Below are 18,185 nucleotides of genomic sequence, written 5' to 3' on the forward strand. Positions count from 1 at the left end.
GCCAAGCCCCGTCACTCGGCCGCGTGCGGTCGGGCCTGTAGGGCAGCTGACGGACACCCAAAGCGGCCTCGTGCATGCTCGTCGGACTGATGGATTACGCTGCGATGCGAACGGGTGTCTTCGCGCTCTCGCTGGCCCTGCTCACGGGCTGCCCTGGCGACGATCAATCTTCCACGGACGAGCTCGCCGACGAGGCCGACGAGGGCGGCGACGACGGCGACGACGACGCTGAGGACACCGGGACCGTCGCCCCCGACGGGACCAAGTGCGCCGCCGGCTACACCTGCTGGCCCGACCCCGAGAGCGACGTGGTCTGGGTCATGAAGGACGACGGCAACACCAACGGGCCGACCTGCAAGTCCGTCTGCGAGAACGCGCTGTCCGAGAATTGCGAGTACATCGCCTGCGATCACGGCCGTCCGCTCAGCTACCCGGACATGGACAGCTTCGCGCCCGTCGCCGAGGGCCTGGGCTTCAGCTGCCGCGAGGGCGCGTGCAAGTGGCCGGACTCCCCGATCTCGAACCTCCACCTGGTCTCGATCGACACCGACGAGGACGGCTCGAAGACCTGCTTCTTCCCGACCGAGTCGACCCTCGCCTGCGACGTCCACCCCGGCAACGCCAACTGCTTCGGTGAGCGCTACGCCGCGATCTGCCCGTGCGTGCCCAAGGAGCTCGATCAGGCCTGCGAGTGGGAGTGTCCGCCCCAGCACACCACCCAGGCGACCTGGAAGACCTCGGGAACGAGCTGCGTCGAGCGCATCAACTACTGGCGAAAGCGGGCCTGCGAGGAGGGCTGGGTCGAGTGCCCGCCCGCCGGCCTCCCGCCCATGGTCGAGTGCACCGCTTGCCACGAGTGCGCCAACTCGGAGGCCCAGTACGACGCGGAGAACGGCGCCCACGCTTCATTTGGGCGCTGCGGCGAGAACGTCCAGGGCGAGGGCGGGGGCGCGACCTGTGCCGACGTCATCGACGCCTTCGTCTCCGAGCGTGCCCCCGACGAAGACGGCGTCATGCGCTGCCAGGGACACTGCGGCCCGATCGTTGCCGAGGGCTGCCAGACCTTCTTTTGGGGCAAGGCCATGGACTCGAACTTCCACACCCTCAACTGGCGCTCGTGCAACGTCGACACCTGCCAGGGCTACTGCGACGAGCACCCGGGCGAGTGCTTCACCCACGAGACCTCGCCCGACGGCAGCTGCGACGACCCGAGCGTCGACGCCGAGCCGGGGCCGGAGATCGCGGCTTGCCAGTAGCCGCAGCGGGCGAGCACGGCTCCGCGCAAATGTAGCGATGTCACTCATCCGACAGCGACATCAAAGGGCGCGTGGTGCCGGCGCGCGATTGACTATGATGATCTCATGTCGTCAGTCAAACATGCCCCAAGCGGGGCACCGTCGACACCTCACCCGCAAAAAGCCTTGTAGGGCTGCCCGCCGATCCAGTCCTTCCACTCCTCCTCACGCGGGCTCCGCCCCGCCGTCGCGCAGGCGAGCTTGACCATCTGCGGCGGGTTCATCGGCCACACCCGCGCGGTCCCGTCGTAGCTCCCGGTCAGCAAGAAGCGCCCGTCCACGGGCATCACCATGGCGGAGATCTTCTTGTTGTGGCCGGACAGCACCTGGTGATCCCCGCGCCCCGTCAGCGGGCTCGGGAACCATACGTGCAGGCTGCCGTCGCCGTTGCCGGCGTAGAGGCGGTCGCTGTCGGGGGAAAATTTCAGCCACTCGACGCCCGCGCTCTCGGGCATGTCGAACTGGCGCGCGTCCTCTTCGGGGTGCTCCGACTCGAGATCCCACAGGCGGATCGAGCCGTCGCGGCTGCCCGTCGCCACCCACCTGCCGTTGGGTGAGAGGTCCGCGGCTTTGACCGTGTCGCTGTGCCCGCGCAAGGTGATGTGGGCGTTGCTGATGCCCTCGCGGGAGATCGCCCAGACCTTGGCGTTGCGGTCGTCGCTGCCCGAGACCATCCGCCGGCCGTCGGCGCTGACGGCCAGCACCCAGATCCCCCGCTCGTGGGCGACGAGCGCCTTGGGGTTGGTCTCCGAGAGCGGCGACTCGATGTCCCAGGTCAGCAGCTTGCCGCTGAGGTCGGCCGAGAACACGAAGCGATCGTCGGGGGTCCGCGCGAGGGCCACGACCTCGTCGTGGTGCTTGTCGAGCACCTTGGCCTTCCAGCCCGCCTCGCCCTCCCAGACCCGCACCGAGCGGTCGGTCCCGGCCGAGAGCAGCTTGCCGCCGTCGCTGCTGAACAGCAGCTCGGTGATCTCGCCGGTGTGCCCCTCGAGCACCTTGACGTGCTTTTCGGGCTCGGGCTTGTTGATGTCCCACAGGCGGATGATCTGGTCCTGGCCCGCGGTCGCGGCCCAGCGCCCGTCCGGGCTGAGCGCGACGGCGTTGATCTGGCCCTCGTGCCCGGTCATGGTCAGGTCGGGCTCGGGGCGCCCGCTCTGCTCGAAGCGCCACAGCACCGCGCGGCCGTCTCCGCCGGCGGTGATGAAGCGCTTGCCGTCGCGGACCGTGTCGATGTCGTTGATCTGGCTGACGTGGTCGCGGGCGACGAAGGAGTTCGAGGTCGCCCTCCCCTTGAAGTCCCACACGAAGGCCGTGCCGTCGGCGGCGCCCGAGATCACCCAGCGCCCGTCGGCCGACAGGCCGATGTCGGCGACGGCGCGGGTGTGCTCGGTGAACTCGAACTTCTCGACGATCATCGCCCGCTTGGCCAGGTTCCAGGCGATGGTCTGCTTGTCCTTGCTCGCGCTGACCACCCAGCTGCTCGAGGCGTCGATCTCGATGTCGACGATCTTGTCCTCGTGGCCGGTGAAGGTCACGCCGGTGGCCGCGGGGTCCTTGGCCCCGAGCTCCCAGATCTTCAGGCTCTTGTCGCTGCCGGCGGTCACGGCGAGCTTGGAGTCGGGGCTGATCTCGACGAGGGTCACGGGCCCGCGGTGGCCAGGGAGGACGATCGGCTTGCGCCACGGCGCCGCCGAGCTCAGGTCCCAAAGCCGCGCCGTGCCGTCCTGGCTGGCCGTGACCAGCCAGTGCCCGTCCGCGCTGGCGGCGACCGAGAGCACCGGCCCCTCGTGACCCGAGAGGGTCTTTCCGCGGCCGGGCTTGCCGTCCTTGAGCGGCCAGATCTTCGCCGTCATGTCGTCGCTCGCCGTGTACACGGCCGAGCCGTCGGCGGCGATGGCCACGTCGGAGACCAGCCCCTCGTGACCCGCGAGCACGCCTACCGAGGAGGTCACGTCGTCGCTCTCCAGATCCCAGATCCGCGGCTGCGCGTCCTCGCCCGAGCTGACCATCCAGCGCCCGTCGGCCGAGAACACGATGCTGTCGACCTCGCCGGTGTGCTCGCGCAGGGTCTTGGAGTCGGTGCTCGGATCGTCGAGGCGCAGGTTCCACAGGCGGACCGAGCGATCCTCGGCGGCCGTCGCCAGCCAGTGCCCGTCGGGGCTGACCGTGGCGAGCTTGACCGCGCTGAGGTGCCCGCGCAGGTAGATCGGCATCGGCGTGCCCGTGGCCAGGTCCCAGACCAGCACGTCGCTGCCCACGGCCGCGATCGCCTTCTCGCCGGCCTTGGAAAGGGCCACGGCGAGCACCGGCTCGCCGCCGCCCGCGGTGCCGCTCTCGGTGACCAGGGCCCGGCCGCGGACCTTGCCCAAGGAGGTGCGCAGGGCGTTGTCCGGGTCGGAGCCCGCGTAGGGCTCGGTGCCGGAGATCAGCTCCACGGCGGAGGCCGCCATCAGCACGGCCAGGCGCGGATCCGTGGGGACCATGGCCTGGGCGTCCGCGGCCGCCTTGTTGGCGGGGACGTAGATGTCGGGCTCGACGAGCTCGGAGCTCTTCTCGCCGTCTTCCTCCTTGTCCTCACCCGGCCCACCGCTGCTGCCCAGGAGCAGCTTGGCCAGGAGCACGCCCGCGAGGATCGTCCCCAGACCAGCGCCCACCCAGGCGCCGATGCGAATCAGCCGCTTGCGCTTGAGACCCTTGCTGGCCTCGATGAACTCGCGGTGCAGCGCCGTGGGCTTGGGGTCGCGGTTGCGCGCCCGGGCGTACCAGACCTCGGCCTCCTTGATGCTCTTGCCCGAGACCAGCAGGGTGTCGAGGCGCCCGGAGTCGTCCCAGGCGTTGGCGAGCTCGTCCCAGCGCTGGTAGTCGTCGTCGGGCTCGCCGGGTCGGCGTCGATCCGTCCGCGTGGGGATCTTTTGCTTGGCGCCCTCCGCCGCTGCGCCGCCTCCCATGCCGCCGGCCAGCGAGGGCATCCCGCCCGCCGCCGCGCCGCCACCCATGCCGCCGGCCAACGAGGGCACCCCGCCCGCCGCTGCGCCGCCCAGCGAGGGCGCCGCGCCGCCAGCCAGGGAAGGCATGCCTCCCATCGACGCGCCGCCTCCCATGCCGCCCGCCAACGAGGGCACCCCGCCACCCGCCGCGCCGCCGGCCAACGAGGGCGCGGCGCCGCCAGCCATGGAGCTCGGACCACCCGCCAGCGAGGGCGCCATGCCTGGATCGCGCATCGAAGGCAGCGCCATCTCGGGGGGCATCGTCGCCTCCTCGCGCTGCTCCTCGGTCATCGGCCCGGCCGACAGCGAGGGGGTGTTGCCGTAGGAGGCCGGCCCGAAGGAAGGCGACGCGCCGCTCGCCAGGGGCGGCGGCAAGGTTGGCTGGGGGCCGTCGCCATAGGGCGGCCCGTCCAGCGAAGGCGGAGGCGAGGTCGCGCCGCCGCCCAGTCCACCACCACCACCGCCACCGCCACCACCCATCATGGGCGGCAAGGTCTTGCCGCCCATGCGATCGGAGGGCGCGGGCCCCTCTGCGAAAGAGGGCGGGCCGCTCAGCGAGGGAGGCCCTCCACCACCAAAGGGAGGCGGCTCGCCGAAGCCACCCATCGCCGGCGGACCGCCCATTGACGGCGGCGGACCGCCCATCGACGGCGGCGGACCGCCCAGCGAGGGCGGGCCGCTCGTCCCGCGTGCAGGCGGCGGGCCGCTGGGTCCACGGACAGCCGACGCCGGCGGCCCTCCAAAGCCAGGCGGGCTCCCGGGCGGATTTCCAGGTGGGCCACCAAAGCCGGACGAGCTGCTGGGCGGGCTACCAAAGCCAGGCGGGCTCCCGGGCGGACCTCCAGGTGGTCCCCCAAAACCCGGCGGGCTCCCGGGCGGGCCTCCGGGGCCGCGCATGTTCCCCTGCGGCGGACCGCCGGGGCCACGCATGTTCCCCGGCGGCGGACCGCCGGGGCCACGCATGTTCCCCGGCGGACCGCCGGGACCACGCATGTTCCCCTGCGGCGGACCTCCGGGGCCGCGCATGTTCCCCGGCGGCGGACCGCCGGGGCCGCGCATGTTCCCCTGCGGCGGACCGCCGGGGCCACGCATGTTCCCCGGCGGCGGACCTCCGGGGCCGCGCATGTTCCCTGGCGGCGGACCTCCAGGCCCCCCACGGTTGATGATCGGCTGCGCCAACGGACGACCTCCCGGCGGGCCGCCCTCGGGACGCTGCTCTGCGCCCTCGTCAGGGAGCACGCGCATGGTCCACCGCGCCACGACGATCTCGTCGCCGGGCTGCAAGAGCGTCGCCTGTACGACCTTGCGCCGGTTGAGGTAGGTCCCGTTGGTCGAGCCGAGGTCCTCGATCTGAAAGCCCCCTTGGACCCGACTGATCCGACAGTGCTTGCCGGAGATGCCTGCCGTCTGCAGGCGAAGGTCGTTGCCCTCACGGCGCCCAATGGTCACCGCCGGGGTCTCGAAGGTCATCAGCCGCGGCGGCTTGCCCTCTTCGCTGAGCGAGATGCGAATCATGGCTTGGTCGGTGACGAGGTTAGCAACTATGCCCCCCGCGGTACATGCTCGAACAAGGCCACGCGCGGCCGCTTCGAGGCCACCTCGCGCTGCCTGAGACGGCGTGTTTCGAATGTAGTCGCCGCTGCGCGCCCAAAAATGGTGCCGGGAGCCCGCGGTGGTACTCGACCGGTCGATGAGACCATGGTTCATGCGCGAGCGGTGATCAAAGTCGGCAAAGACCACGCCGGGGCGCTCCTTCGTGCCCTCCCCTCGCCTGCCCTCGTGACTGGGTGCCGCAGGAGCCAGAGGGAGGGAGTGAGCGTGCTCCACGCCCACGCCCTCGCCCGCCCGCATCTGCTCGTGACTTTCTTGCCCACCCTGCGCTCAGCTGCGACCACCGGGGCGTGCCAGAGCGCTCGCCTCCAGATCGCCGCCGCCGGGACCAGGCCCGCGCGGCAGGGTTTCGGCCGCGCTCGCGCTGGTGGGGGCTCGCCGGCGTCGCGGCAGGGCTCTCGCTGCTTGGAGGCGCCGCCGCGCGGGGGCCCGAAGAGCTCGCGCGCTGGCTCGACGCCGTCTTCTTCGCCACCGACGAGACGAGCGGCGGGCTGTGGCGACCCGAGCTCCCCGCCCTCGCCCTCGCCCTGCTCGCGGCGCTCGCTGCGGGGCTGGTCCTCGCCGCGGTCTGGGCGACCAGGAAAAAACGCCGCGCGACCGCGGGCCTCGGCGCCCACGCTCGCCTCGACCCGCGCCTGCCCTGGCTGCCCGCCGCTGCGAGCTGCGCCCTCGCGCTGACGATCGTCCTCGCGGCCCTGCGCCCCGCCTTGGCCGGAGCCGCCCGCAGCGTCGACGCGGGCGCGGGCGGGCTGATCTCGCTGTGGACCGAGTGGACCTGGCGCGGCCTGTGGCTGTTGCTCGGGGTCTCCGCGGGCCTCGGCGCCCTCGAGCGGCTGGCCAGCGCGCGCCGACTGTGGCAGGGGTTGCACCTGACGCGGGCCCAAGCCCGCGCCCGAGCGCAGGCCCGGGGCCGCAAGCGGTGAGCGAAGCCGACGACAACGACGACGACGAGCGCGCGACGACGATCTCCGTCGCCGTGCCCGTCGCCCTCGATCGCGGGTTCAGCTACCGCCTCCCCGCGGACCTCGCCCCGCCCACGCCCGGCTCGCGGGTGGTCGTGCCCTTTGGCCGCCGGGTGCTCGTGGGCGTGGTTCGTCGTCAGCCGGCCGACGCCTTCTCCGAGGGCGGCCCGCGGCTGCGCGAGATCATCGACGTCCTCGATCCCCCGCAGCGCCCGGCCCTCGGCGACGACCTCCTCGATCTATGCGAGTGGATCGCCGACTACTACGTCTCGCCGATCGGCGAGGTCTGCCGCCTGGCCCTGCCCGGCGCGTCCATGGGCGTCGACGCCAGGCGAGCGGCGCTCAGCGAGGCCGGGCGCGCGGCCCTGCAGGCGACGTCCGGGGAGCTGCTCGCCGCTGCCTCCTCTCCCTCCTCTCCCTCCCCCTCTCCCCCCCCCTCTTCAGCCGACGCCCAGCCGCTCTCGCGGCCCCTCGAAGACGCGGACCTGCGCGTGCTCGAGCGCCTCGCCGAGGCGACCAGCAAGCGCCGCGAGGCGATCGCCGTGGCCAGCTTGCGCAAGCTCTCCCCGCCGATCCCCGCGCTCCTGCGCCGCCTCGAGGAGCTCGCCGAGGCCGGCCTGGTCACCCTCGACACTGGCGAGGCCGATGCCCACGCCGCGCGCACCGAGCCGCACTACCGCCGCACCGATCGCCTGCGCGGGGCGAGCACCGACGAGCCCGCGCTGCGCCAGGCCGTCGGCCGCAGCAAGCAGCGCCGCGCCCTGCTCGACGCCCTCGAGCTCCACCCGCCCGGGGTGTGGACGCCCCTGTCCCAGCTGCGCGGGCCCTTCCCGCGCGCGCGCCAGCTGCTGCCCCCGCTGCTCGAGGCCGGCCTCGTCATCGAGGAGCAGCGCCTGCGCGAGCTCGATCCCTTCGCCGACGAGCCCGCCGACGCCCGCGAGGCCGACCCGGAGTTCGATCTCACCGACGAACAAGACCGCGCCCTCGCCAGCTTGCTCGAGGCCCTCGCCGCCCGGCGCTACCGCTCGACCCTGCTCCACGGCGTGACCGGCAGCGGCAAGACCGAGGTCTACATGCGGCTGATCGCCGCGGCCCGAGCCGAGGGCGGCGGCGCGATCATCTTGGTCCCGGAGATCGCCTTGACCCCGCAGCTCGCCCGCCGCTTTCGCCAGCGCTTTGGCGACGAGGTCGCGGTGCTCCACAGCGGGCTCACGGACCGCCAGCGCCTCGACAGCTGGGGGCATATCCGGGCCGGCCGGCGACCGATCGTCATCGGCGCGCGCTCGGCCATCTTCGCCCCGGTCCCCGCGCTGCGGGTGATCGTCGTCGACGAGGAGCACGACGGCTCGTTCAAGCAAGAGGAGGGCGTGCGCTACAACGCCCGCGACGTCGCCATGGTCCGCGCCCGCAGCCTCGACGCAGTCGTCGTGCTCGGCTCGGCCACGCCCTCGCTCGAGAGCTGGCACAACGTCCACGAGGGCCGCCTGGGCCTGAGCACGCTGACCCGCCGCCCGGATCTCGAAGGCGGCGAGCGGGCGCTGCCCGAGGTCGAGGTCGTCAGCTTGCGCGAGCACATGCCCGACCCCGACACGCTGCTCAGCGCCCGCCTGCGCCAGCGCCTCATCGAGGTCGTCAACGCCGGCGAGCAGGCGATCCTCTTCCTCAACCGCCGCGGCTACACCACCGCCTTGAGCTGCAAGACCTGCGGCTCGCTGCAGCAGTGCCCTGACTGCTCGGCGCCCTCGATGACCTACCACCTCAGCCGCAACCGCCTGGTCTGCCACCTCTGCGGGCACATCGAGGCCGCGCCCAAGCGCTGCCTGGCCTGCGGCAGCGCCGAGCTCGAGCACGGCGCCGCCGGCACGGAGCGGGTCGAGACGGCCATCGCCGCCGACCTCCCCGGCGCCCGGGTGCTCCGCCTCGACCGCGACACCTCCCGCGGCAAGGCGCTGCTCGATCTCCTCGGCCGCTTCCGCCGCCGCGAGGCCGACGTCATCGTCGGCACGCAGATGCTGTCCAAGGGCCACGACTTCCCGGGAGTCACCCTCGTCGGCGTGCTGCGGGCCGACCACGGCCTCGCCCTGCCCGACTTCCGCTCGACCGAACGCGTGTTTCAGCTGCTCACCCAGGTCGCCGGGCGAGCCGGCCGAGGTGACCGCCCCGGCCGCGTGGTGATCCAGACCTGGGCGCCCGACCACCCGGCGATCCGCTACGCCCGCGAGCACGACTACGAGGGATTCGCCGCCTACGAGCTCGCCGCCCGAGCCAGGGCCGGCAACCCCCCGATCGGCCACCTCGCGCTGCTGCGGATCAGCGGAGAGGTCCGCGGACGGGTCGACGCCCGCGCCGGCGAGCTGGGTCACTTTGCTCGCGACCTCGCGGCGAGGGTGGCTGGAGATCAAATGGGGGTAGAACCCCCCATTGTGGTCCTCGGACCCGTGGACTCCCCAATCGAACGCATCAATCGTCGCCACCGTGTTCAGATCTTGTTGCGTTCTTCCTCGCGTGCCCCCCTTCGCTGGGTGCTCAAACACCTGCGCCATCGGCTGGGAAGCGAAGGTCACGGTGCAAAGAGCACAATCGCGCGTGCAGACGTGGACCCCTACGGATTGCTATAGGGGTGTGAATTACATGTCAGCTCTGGCTTTGGTACTTTGGAGGGACGCTGTGGAAACTTGGGACACTCCCCCACAGGTCGGCTTTTGCGGCTACAACGCCTATTCTTCACAAAAATACAGCAATTTGGCGCTCTGACACCTCTTGCTAATTCCTGTCCAAAAGAGCAATCTCGAATACGAGTGATCAAGCGATTGAAAGCCCGTCAATTGCGCACTCCCCACTCACCATGTCGATGATCAAGCGTGTACCCCTCATCAGCCTGGCCGGGCTCGCCGCCCTCGGTCTGGCCCCCCTCACCAGCCATGCCTACCAGTTCGACACCGTCGAGGCCGACTTTCAAAGCGCCTACCTCGCCGAGCCCGTCGAGCTCACGGGACGCATCATCGATGAGCAAGGCCTCCCCCTCGAGGACGCACAGCTGCGCTTGATCGGCTTCGGCGACAGCCTGGCCAACGACGGCGAGGCGACCTCGAGCTGGTCCGCCGGCAGCTTCAGCCTCAGCGGTCTGGCGCGGCGCTCGGTGCTGCTCGAGGTCAGCCTCGACGGCTACTATAGCGAGATCATCCCGGTCGACCTCCAGGTCGAATTCGACCAGACCGAGGTCGAGCTCGGTGACATTCAGCTGATCGCCAAGCAGTTCGGCCGCGTCCGCATGACCTTCGGCGGCGACGCGATGTTCGGCCGGCGCATGCTCGACGCCGACGCCGACGGCCTGCTCGGCGAGTCCAGCGACCTCCTCCACCTCGACAGCCTCGGCAAGGACACGGAGGCGCTGTTCGAGTTCGTCGAGCCGCTGCTCCACGCCGACGATCACACGGCGATCAACCTCGAGACCCCGGTCACCGACAGCCCCCTGACCCCGCACCCGACCAAGTCCTACGTCTTCCACGCCTACTCGGACAGCGCGGCGGTCCTCCCCGAGGTCGGCGTGGACTCGGTCAGCCTGGGCAACAACCACATCTTCGACTTCCTCACCGACGGCCTCTCGGACTCGCTGATCCACCTCGACAACATCGGCCTGACCCACTACGGCGCCGGCATGAGCCGCAGCGGCGCCAGCGACACGGCGTTCCGCTCGACGATCAACGGCGTCGACATGTCGCTGCAGGGCTTCTCCAACTTCATCGGCAGCTCCTACGGCGACGACGAGCTCCACGTCATCGCCTACGACCCCGACAAGGCCGGCGCGCTGCCCTCCTACAGCTCGCAGCTCGACGCCTTCGTCGACGACGAGTCCGACGCCGGCCGCTTCGTCGTGCCGATCATCCACGGCGGCACCGAGTACGCCTACGCCCAGACCTCGGGCATGCGCACCGACTTCGCGCGGACCATCGAGCACGGCGCCGACATCGTCGTCGCCCACCACCCCCACGTGGTCCACGGCATCGCGACCTACGACGGCGGCGACGGGCCCAAGTACGTGATCGGCTCCCTGGGCAACTTCGTGTTCGACCAGGAGGTCTACGAGACCTTCCGCTCCTACCTCGCCGTGGTCGACGTGATCGACGGGTCCAAGGGCCCCGAGGTCGAGCGCATGAGCCTGGTGCCCTTCCGCCTCGACGACTACGCGCCGCGCTTCCTGGCCGGCGACGCCCTGGCCAAGATGGGCCGCCACGTCGCGCACATGTCCACCGCCGAGGCCCAGGGCGCCGACGCGGGCTGGGAGGGGGCCGTGGTCTACGCCCAGGGCGGGCGCCTGCGCGTCGCCATGGACGAGTCCGAGGTCACCACCACCGACCTGCTCGACTCGCGCAGCCTGACCCTGTCCGACAACAGCACCGGCGCCATCGACATCGAGCCCTTCGCGCACAACGACGCCCTCGCGGGCCTCGCCACCGGCAGCAACTCGAGCTGCGAGCTCGGCCGCGACCTGCTCTTCATCGGTGACTTCGAGGACCAGGACGTCGACGACGAGTCGAACGAGAACCCGCTGTGGGTCCAGTCGAGCAGCCGCTACGTCCAAAACAGCGAGGTCCACTCGGGCACCGGCGCCGTCGTGCTCCTGCGCAAGTCCACCTACAGCAGCCGGACCAGCCTGTGGATGGGCAACATGATGGAGATCACCGCCGGCCGCAAGTACACGATCAAGGGCTGGCACAAGGGCGACAACGCCGGAGAGTTCCGCGTGACCGTGCGCTGGATGAACAGCTCGGGCTCGACGGTCAGCCACACCACCCAGTATCAGCAGTTCGCCAGCGACTACGAGTGGTCGCCCTTCGAGATCGACGTCACCGCGCCCAGCGGCTCCGACAAGCTCAAGGTCTACTTCCGCCACTACCCCCCGGCGGAGGGGGGCGACGGCGAGGTCTTCCTCGACGACATCTCGATCATCGAGTGGGATCCGAGCGAGCTCGACGTCGACCCCAGCGGGGTCTACCTGCCCACGCCCAACGGCTGGGACGCCGTTCGCTGCGAGTCGAACACCGACGAGCTCGCCATGAACCTGCTCCACCGCGTCTACGAGTAGGCCCTCGCCTGCTCCCCATCCCCCCCTCGCGCCTCGGCCGGATCACCCGGTCGGGGCGCGACGCGTTTGGCCGCTCGCTGCGCCAATGCGCTATCATGCGTGGCCGACGCGCCCGCGGGCGCACGCGAGACGCTGTCATGAGCAAGCAAGACGCCAAGCCCACCGACGACCTCGACGCCGAGCTCGAGGCCATGGCCGAGCGAGAGCTCGCGGCCACCGAGTCCGAGCCCCCGCCCGCGCGCCTCGGCGGCCTCGAGAAGCTCAAGATCCTCGGCGCCTTCGTGATCGTCGGGCTGTTCGCCGTCGGGGGGCTGTTCGCCTATCGGGCGATGCATCGCAACCCGGCGCCGGAGCGCACCGAGGACATCTCCGCCAAGCTCGAGCTCGCCGCCGGCGAGGTCTTGCTGCTCGCTGGCGAAGGCCAGAGTGAAGGCGAGGGCCAGGCCGAGCGCCTGCTCTCGGGCACCCCGCTGCCCAGCCGCGCCACGCTGCGCACGGGCACCGACGCCCGCGCGCTCGTCCGCCTCGCCGACGGCAGCCGCGTGTTCTTGCGCGACGACACCCAGCTGAAGCTGGGCGAGGACGCCGGCGTCGAGCTCCTCGCCGGCGAGCTGTGGCTCGAGGTCCCGCCCCTCGACGCCAACCGCCAGCCCGCGACGCACCGCGCCGGGCCGGCCGAGGTCGTGCTCAGCGACGGCGGCGCGGACCTCAGCGTCGGCGAGGATCGAGGCGCGCGGATCTACGTCGCCAAGGGCGTCGCAACCGTGTCCAGCGAGCAGGGCCGCGCCGAGGTCCGCACGGGGGAGCGCGCGACCGTGGCCAGCGACGGCGCCGCGCCGGTCGTCGAGCCCGAGCCCTTTTGGGACGATTGGACCGGCGGCATGGCCGACCGCAGCGCGGGCGGGCGCGTCGGCGGCGGGTCCGGAGCGCTCTACGCCGTCGACGACGCCGCGCCCCCCGGGACCCCGGCCCTGCCCCTGAGCATCGCCCAGCAGATCGTCGACGTCGCGATCGAGGACGAGCTGGCCGAGACCCGCGTCGACCAGCGCTTCTACAACCCCTCCGAGCGCCCCGTCGAGGGCTGGTACTGGTTCACGATCCCCGAAGGCGCGATGCTCGTCGGCTTCGAGCTCGAGACCGATGGCGAGCTGGTCAAAGGCGAGATCGTCGAGCGCCAGCAGGCCGCGGCGACCTACGCCTCGGCCAAGGTCAGCAACGACAACCCGGCGCTGCTCGAGTGGATCGACGCGCGTACGGTCCGGGCCAAGATCTACCCGGTCCCGGCCATGGGCGAGCGCCGCATCGTCGTCCGCTATCAGCAGCGCCTCGACGAGCAGGACGACAAGCTGCGCTACACCTACCCGCTCGCCGCCCCCGCCGAGCTCGAGACCCCGGCGATCGAGGAGTTCGCCCTCGCCGTCGAGCTGCGCGGCGACCTCGCCAAGCGCTACGCGGTCTCGACCCTGGGCGAGGCGAGCGTGTCCGGCGACAACCGCCTCGTCAGCATGCGGCGCAGCGGCTTCGTGCCCCGGGCCGACTTCGAGCTCGAGCTCACCCGCAAGCACGACGGCGCCCACGCGGACGCCCCGGCCCTGCGCCTGAGCGAGTACCAGGCCGGCGGCGACAAGGCCCGCTTCGTGATGCTGCGCTGGCGCCCCGAGGTCGACTTTCAGGCCATCGAGACCCCGCGCGCCGACGTCGTCGTGGTCGTCGACACCTCGGCCTTCGGCGACGACGCCGAGCACCAGAGCCGCGTCGCCGTGGCCGAGGCCCTGCTGCGCAGCCTGTCCGCCGACGACCACTTCGCCGTGGTCGCGGCCGACCTCGGCGCCGAGGTCCTCTACCCCGCCCAGGGCCTGAGCCCGGCGACCAAAGAAGAGGTCGACGCCGCGCTCGCGGCCCTGACCAGCCACCGCCACGGCGGGGCCACGGATCTCGGGGCGATCTTCGAGCGCGCCCTCAACCGCGTTCAGGCGGCCGAGCAGCCCGCGGTGGTCTACATCGGCGACGGCCTCGCGACCTCCGGGGAGCGGGGCGCCGACGCCCTGTCCGAGCGCCTGCGCCGGGCGCTGACCGGCTCGCGGGCGCGGCTGTTCACCGTGGGCGTGGGCCCGGCCGTGGACGATCGCCTGCTCGCCCGCCTCGCCCGGGTCGGCGGCGGCGAGAGCCTCCGCGTCGAGGCCCCCGAGCAGGCCGTGGTCCGTGCCCTCGAGCTGTCCGGGGCGATCAAGACGCCCACGCTCACGGACCTCGAGCTCGAGCTCGGCGCGGGCCTCGACGATCGCTTCGACAACGCCACGGGCAAGCTCGCCCGCGGCCGCGAGCTGGTGATCCTCGCCCGCACCCACGCCGACCTGCCCAAGGAGGTCTCGCTGCGCTACCGCCTCGGCGGCCAGGACTACGCCCCGGATCCGATCCCCCTGGTCCGCGAGCGCAGCGTGCTCGACTTCGTGATCCCCAAGCTGTGGGCCGCCGCCCGCATCGAGCGGCTGCTCGGGGACGGCCGCGGGCCGCAGGCCGTGCGCGGCAAGGTCTTGGCCCTCGGCCTCGAGTACGGGCTGATGACCCCCTTCACCTCCTTCCTGGCCCTCGACAGCGAGCGCGCCTACGCCCGCAAGGGGATCGAGCGCCGCGATCGCCCCTGGGATCGCCAGCTCCTCGGCGACGCCCTGCCGCACACCCGCGAGATCACGGGCGCGGCCGAGACCCTCGACGGCCCCGAGGTCGGCGAGCTCCTGCTCGGAGCCCTGAGCGCGCCCATGGGCTGCTACATGGCCGCCGATGAGGCCCCCGCCAGCGAAGCGGCGCCGCTCGAGCGCGAAGAGGCGCGACAGCGCGGGCCGAGTGTGACGGAGCAGAGCCTCCGCGCCGACGACGACATGGGCAAGGACGAAATGGCCGCGCCCGCGGCCGCGCCCGAGCCCGAGTCGGCCAAGCCCACCGGGGGCTCCGGCTTCATTGAAGAGGGCGCCGAGATCGGCGCGGCTGCGGGCGAGGCGATGCCGAGCGACATCCCCGGCGGCGTGGCCGGAGGCGCGCCCGGCAGCCTGCCCGGCCTGATCGGCGAGGGGGCGAGCGAAGCCTACGGCTCGCGCGCCAAGGGCCGCGCCAAGAAGTCGCGCTCCCCGATCGAAGAGGAGCGCGAGCCCGCGGAGCCCAGCTTCGACTTCGAAGACGACCTGGCGGAGGCCAACGTCGCCCTCGCGCCGCCCCCCGCCACCAAGCAGGACATCAGCAAGTCGACCGCAGTCGTCGATACCCGCCGCAAAATCGCGCTCCCAGAGCGGCCGTCCGAGGCGCGGCGCTGGCAGCCGCTCGAGAACCATCGCCCGCCCCAGTCGGAGATCGCCCGCAACCAGACCCTGCCGTGCAGCGACGCCTCGTCTCGCCCGCTGAGCCAGCGCAAGGTGCTGTGGGAGGACCGCCTCGCTCGCGCCCCGGACATGCGCCAGCGCCTCACCGCCTACGAGGCCGCCGCGGCCGCCTGCGAGCTCGACAGCTGGCGACACCAGCGAGTCTACCTCGACCTGCTCCAGGCCAGCGCCCAGACCGAGGCCGAGATCCAGCTGCTCATCGCCCACTTTTGGGAAGAGGCCGAGGCCAAGGCCTTCGTGGTCAAGGCCCTCCAGCGCCGGCTCGTGGATCCCCAGCTGATCCACGCCCTCGAGCGCGCGCTCTTTGGCGCCTCCGTGGACCTCGGCAGCCTGGCGGACGCGGTCGCGACCGCGAAGACCGACGCCGAGGCCCTCGCGCTGGTGCGCGACGCCCTCGAGCGCTACCAGAGCGTGCCCCCGGCCGAGCGCCTGCACCTCGACCTGATTCACCTCGACCTGCTCTACGCCATGGGTCGCCTCGACGAGGCCATCGCCGCCGGTCGCAAGCTGCGCGAGCGCAACTTGATGACCCCGGCCCTCGCCGAGCGCCTCGGCGAGCTGCTCGTCGCCAAGGGCGAGGAGGACGAGGCCAAGCGGGTCTACTCGGAGATCGTCGAGTACGACCCCGAGAGCGCGAGCACCCGCCGGCTGCTCGGCGACATCTTCCTGCGCCACGCCTGGTATCAGGAGGCCTATCGCCAATACGGCGATCTCGTCGCCCTCAGCGGCGCGCCCGAGGACACGATCCGCCTGGCCAAGGCCGCCGCGGGGGCCGGCCGCGTCGACGAGGCCCTGCGGCTGCTGCGGCAGGTCTCCATGGGCGACGGTCGCCCGGGCGTGGACGACCCGCGCCGCTGGGCCCGGCTGCACGCGGCCGCCCTGCTCGCGCAGATGCTCGCCGCTCCCGAGGGCCTGCCCGCGGACAAGCTCGCCCGCGAGCTCAAGCGCCTGCAGCTCTTCGACGCGCCGACCACCTGGACCTTCCTGCTCTGGCGCGACCTGGATCAGCAGCTGACCATGGGCCTCTCGGCGCAGCCCGAGGCCACCGCCTCCTCGGCCGCGGCCGAGCGGGCCAGCGCGCTGACCCGCGGGGGGCTGTGGGCCGGCGAGACCGGGCTGTGGGCCGTCCAGCGCGGCGGCCTCGGCGAGCTCGCCGTCCGCCACCGCGGCGAGATCCCGCCGCGCGCGGTGAGCTTCGAGCGCGTCGAGATCCGCTGGGATGGTGAGACCTTCAGCGTCGAGACCGACGCCGGGACGATCCCCGCCCGGGCCGCGCGCGAGCGCGAGCGCGACCAAGATCAGAACCAGGATCAAGACAGCGGCGACGCCACCCCCGAGTGAGTGAGCGAGCGAGGTGGGCGAGGCGCGAACCCGAGGCGCCTCGCCAGACCACGCCGTTCATGGCTCGAAGCGGCGCATCTGCATGCGCCAGTCCACGCCGATCATCTCGCCGAAGCGCATGGGCTCCCACACGTTGTCGCCGAGCAGCGGCTCGCTCGAGAACACGAGGTGGCTGACGAAGCCGGTCTCGACCCGGCGCTCGCACTCCTTGGCCCAGTAGGGGCAGCTGTCGCGCTCGGGGCAGTTGGCCTTGTGGGTCGAGACCTGGAGCTGCTTGCCGCCCTGGTGGGCGAGCATGGTCTGGCCGTTGGTGATCACGAAGGTCAAAAAATTATTGCTGAGCGGATCCGCGTGGGTGTCCGGGCACAGCTCCCCGGCGAGCTCGGTGATCGCCGCCAGGGCCTCGCGGGCCGCCGCCGCCAGATCTTCGAGGGGGTAGCCGCGGCGCCCGAGCTCGCAGCGCTCGGCCATCTTGGCGAGCAGCGTATAGAAGAGCAGCTCGGAGTCGGTGCGCCCGAGGATGAAGCGGCTGTAGACCGGGGGGATCTGCTCGAGCAGGCGATCGCGCAGCTCGGGAAAATTGGCGATGTTGCCGTTGTGGACCATCACCCAGTTGCCGAATTGGAAGGGGTGGGTGTCGAGGATGCTCAGCTGACCCTGGGTGGCCTTGCGCACGTGGGCCAGCACGGTCTCCGAGGTGACCACGCCCGAGACCCGGCGGAACATCTCGTCGGACACGGCCGTGGCCACGCTCTTGACCACGTGGGGCGCCCCCGCGAGGTAGTAGGCCACGCCCCAGCCGTCTGGGTTGCGCTCGCTCTGGTGCATGAGCGCGTTGTCGGCGCTGACCAGGCTGCGATGCACCTGGCTCTGCATCACCGAGCGAAATCCGAAGATCCTGCACATGGGCGAGGGTTCAGGATAACACCCACGACAAGTAGAAGCTGGCCGTCCCCGAGAGCGGCTCGCGCTCGCGCAGCTCGACCTCGCCCTCGACGTCGCAGAGGATCAGCAGCGCGTGGAGCACGGTCTCGACCGCGCCCAGCCACGGCTGCGCGGCCACACAGTCCGCGGGGAGCTCGCGCAGGTGCAGCTCGACCCCGCGCCTGCCCGCCGCGTCACCTGCCACGCGCATGGTCTCGCCCACCTCCCAGCGCCCGCACTCGCGGTAGAGCAGGCCCCAGGCCGCGGGCATGAGCTTGGCGAAGGAGCCGGGGTGCAGGCCAAAGAGGCCGACGGCGGTGATCAGCAGCGGCTGAAGCAAGGAGCCGGCCCAGACCTCGCGCAAGCTGGCGAGGGCGAACTCCCGGGCGCGCGTGCCCCCGAGCACCTCGTCGAGGGCGACCTGCAAGGCGATGTCGGTCTCGACCGGCAGCCACACCATGGGCCCCGCGCACTCGATATGCGTCAGGTGCTCGTCGCCGAGGCGCTCGCGGATCTCCGCGGCCGGCGGTCCGAACTCGTCGCAGCGCGACAGCAAGAGGCGAAGGTAGCTCGCGCGAACACCTGGAGCGCTCACGCGCCCAAGT

At 71.8% G+C, this 18,185-nt stretch carries 8 protein-coding genes; 5 read left to right on the top strand and 3 right to left on the bottom strand.

Going from position 1 to position 18,185, the window contains the following annotated elements; genetic code table 11:
* Positions 1-104: 104 nt before the first annotated feature.
* Complete coding sequence (locus G6O69_RS03650) at positions 105-1,256, top strand: hypothetical protein (RefSeq protein ID WP_172302137.1); 1,152 nt, start codon at positions 105-107, stop codon at positions 1,254-1,256.
* 149 nt (positions 1,257-1,405) lie between these two features.
* Here G6O69_RS03650 and G6O69_RS41455 read toward each other — a convergent pair whose 3' ends face one another.
* Positions 1,406-5,797 carry an FHA domain-containing protein gene (locus G6O69_RS41455; protein WP_172302138.1) on the bottom strand — a complete coding sequence of 1,464 codons (4,392 nt, stop codon included), beginning with the start codon at positions 5,795-5,797 and terminating at the stop codon, positions 1,406-1,408.
* Between the two features lie 386 nt (positions 5,798-6,183).
* On the opposite strand from G6O69_RS41455, the gene G6O69_RS41875 reads away from it, so the two are divergent.
* The 4 genes from G6O69_RS41875 (at position 6,184) to G6O69_RS03675 (ending at position 16,656) form a co-directional block, all read left to right on the top strand.
* Positions 6,184-6,816, top strand: a complete 633-nt coding sequence (locus G6O69_RS41875; RefSeq protein ID WP_172302139.1) for a hypothetical protein — start codon at positions 6,184-6,186, stop codon at positions 6,814-6,816.
* Complete coding sequence (gene priA / locus G6O69_RS03665) at positions 6,813-9,473, top strand: primosomal protein N' (protein ID WP_172302140.1); 2,661 nt, start codon at positions 6,813-6,815, stop codon at positions 9,471-9,473. Before G6O69_RS41875 ends, priA begins: the two co-directional genes overlap by 4 nt.
* A gap of 227 nt (positions 9,474-9,700) precedes the next feature.
* Positions 9,701-11,941, top strand: coding sequence for a CapA family protein (locus tag G6O69_RS03670; RefSeq protein WP_172302141.1), 2,241 nt, complete (start codon positions 9,701-9,703; stop codon positions 11,939-11,941).
* 137 nt (positions 11,942-12,078) lie between these two features.
* Positions 12,079-16,656, top strand: coding sequence for a VIT domain-containing protein (locus G6O69_RS03675; protein WP_172302142.1), 4,578 nt, complete (start codon positions 12,079-12,081; stop codon positions 16,654-16,656).
* A 57-nt stretch (positions 16,657-16,713) separates the two neighbouring features.
* Here G6O69_RS03675 and G6O69_RS03680 read toward each other — a convergent pair whose 3' ends face one another.
* Positions 16,714-17,562 carry a class II glutamine amidotransferase gene (locus tag G6O69_RS03680; protein ID WP_172302143.1) on the bottom strand — a complete coding sequence of 283 codons (849 nt, stop codon included), beginning with the start codon at positions 17,560-17,562 and terminating at the stop codon, positions 16,714-16,716.
* A gap of 10 nt (positions 17,563-17,572) precedes the next feature.
* Positions 17,573-18,175 (bottom strand): hypothetical protein, encoded by a 603-nt coding sequence (locus tag G6O69_RS03685; protein ID WP_172302144.1) that lies wholly within the window; start codon positions 18,173-18,175, stop codon positions 17,573-17,575.
* Positions 18,176-18,185 lie beyond the last annotated feature (10 nt).

This window comes from Pseudenhygromyxa sp. WMMC2535, assembly GCF_011083025.2.

Bases quoted from the DNA above. Each gene is read 5' to 3' on its own strand.
- G6O69_RS03650 (WP_172302137.1), top strand. From the start codon at position 105: ATGCGAACGGGTGTCTTCGCGCTCTCGCTGGCCCTGCTCACGGGCTGC.
- G6O69_RS41455 (WP_172302138.1), bottom strand. From the start codon at position 5,797: ATGATTCGCATCTCGCTCAGCGAAGAGGGCAAGCCGCCGCGGCTGATG.
- G6O69_RS03670 (WP_172302141.1), top strand. From the start codon at position 9,701: ATGTCGATGATCAAGCGTGTACCCCTCATCAGCCTGGCCGGGCTCGCC.
- G6O69_RS03675 (WP_172302142.1), top strand. From the start codon at position 12,079: ATGAGCAAGCAAGACGCCAAGCCCACCGACGACCTCGACGCCGAGCTC.
- G6O69_RS03680 (WP_172302143.1), bottom strand. From the start codon at position 17,562: ATGTGCAGGATCTTCGGATTTCGCTCGGTGATGCAGAGCCAGGTGCAT.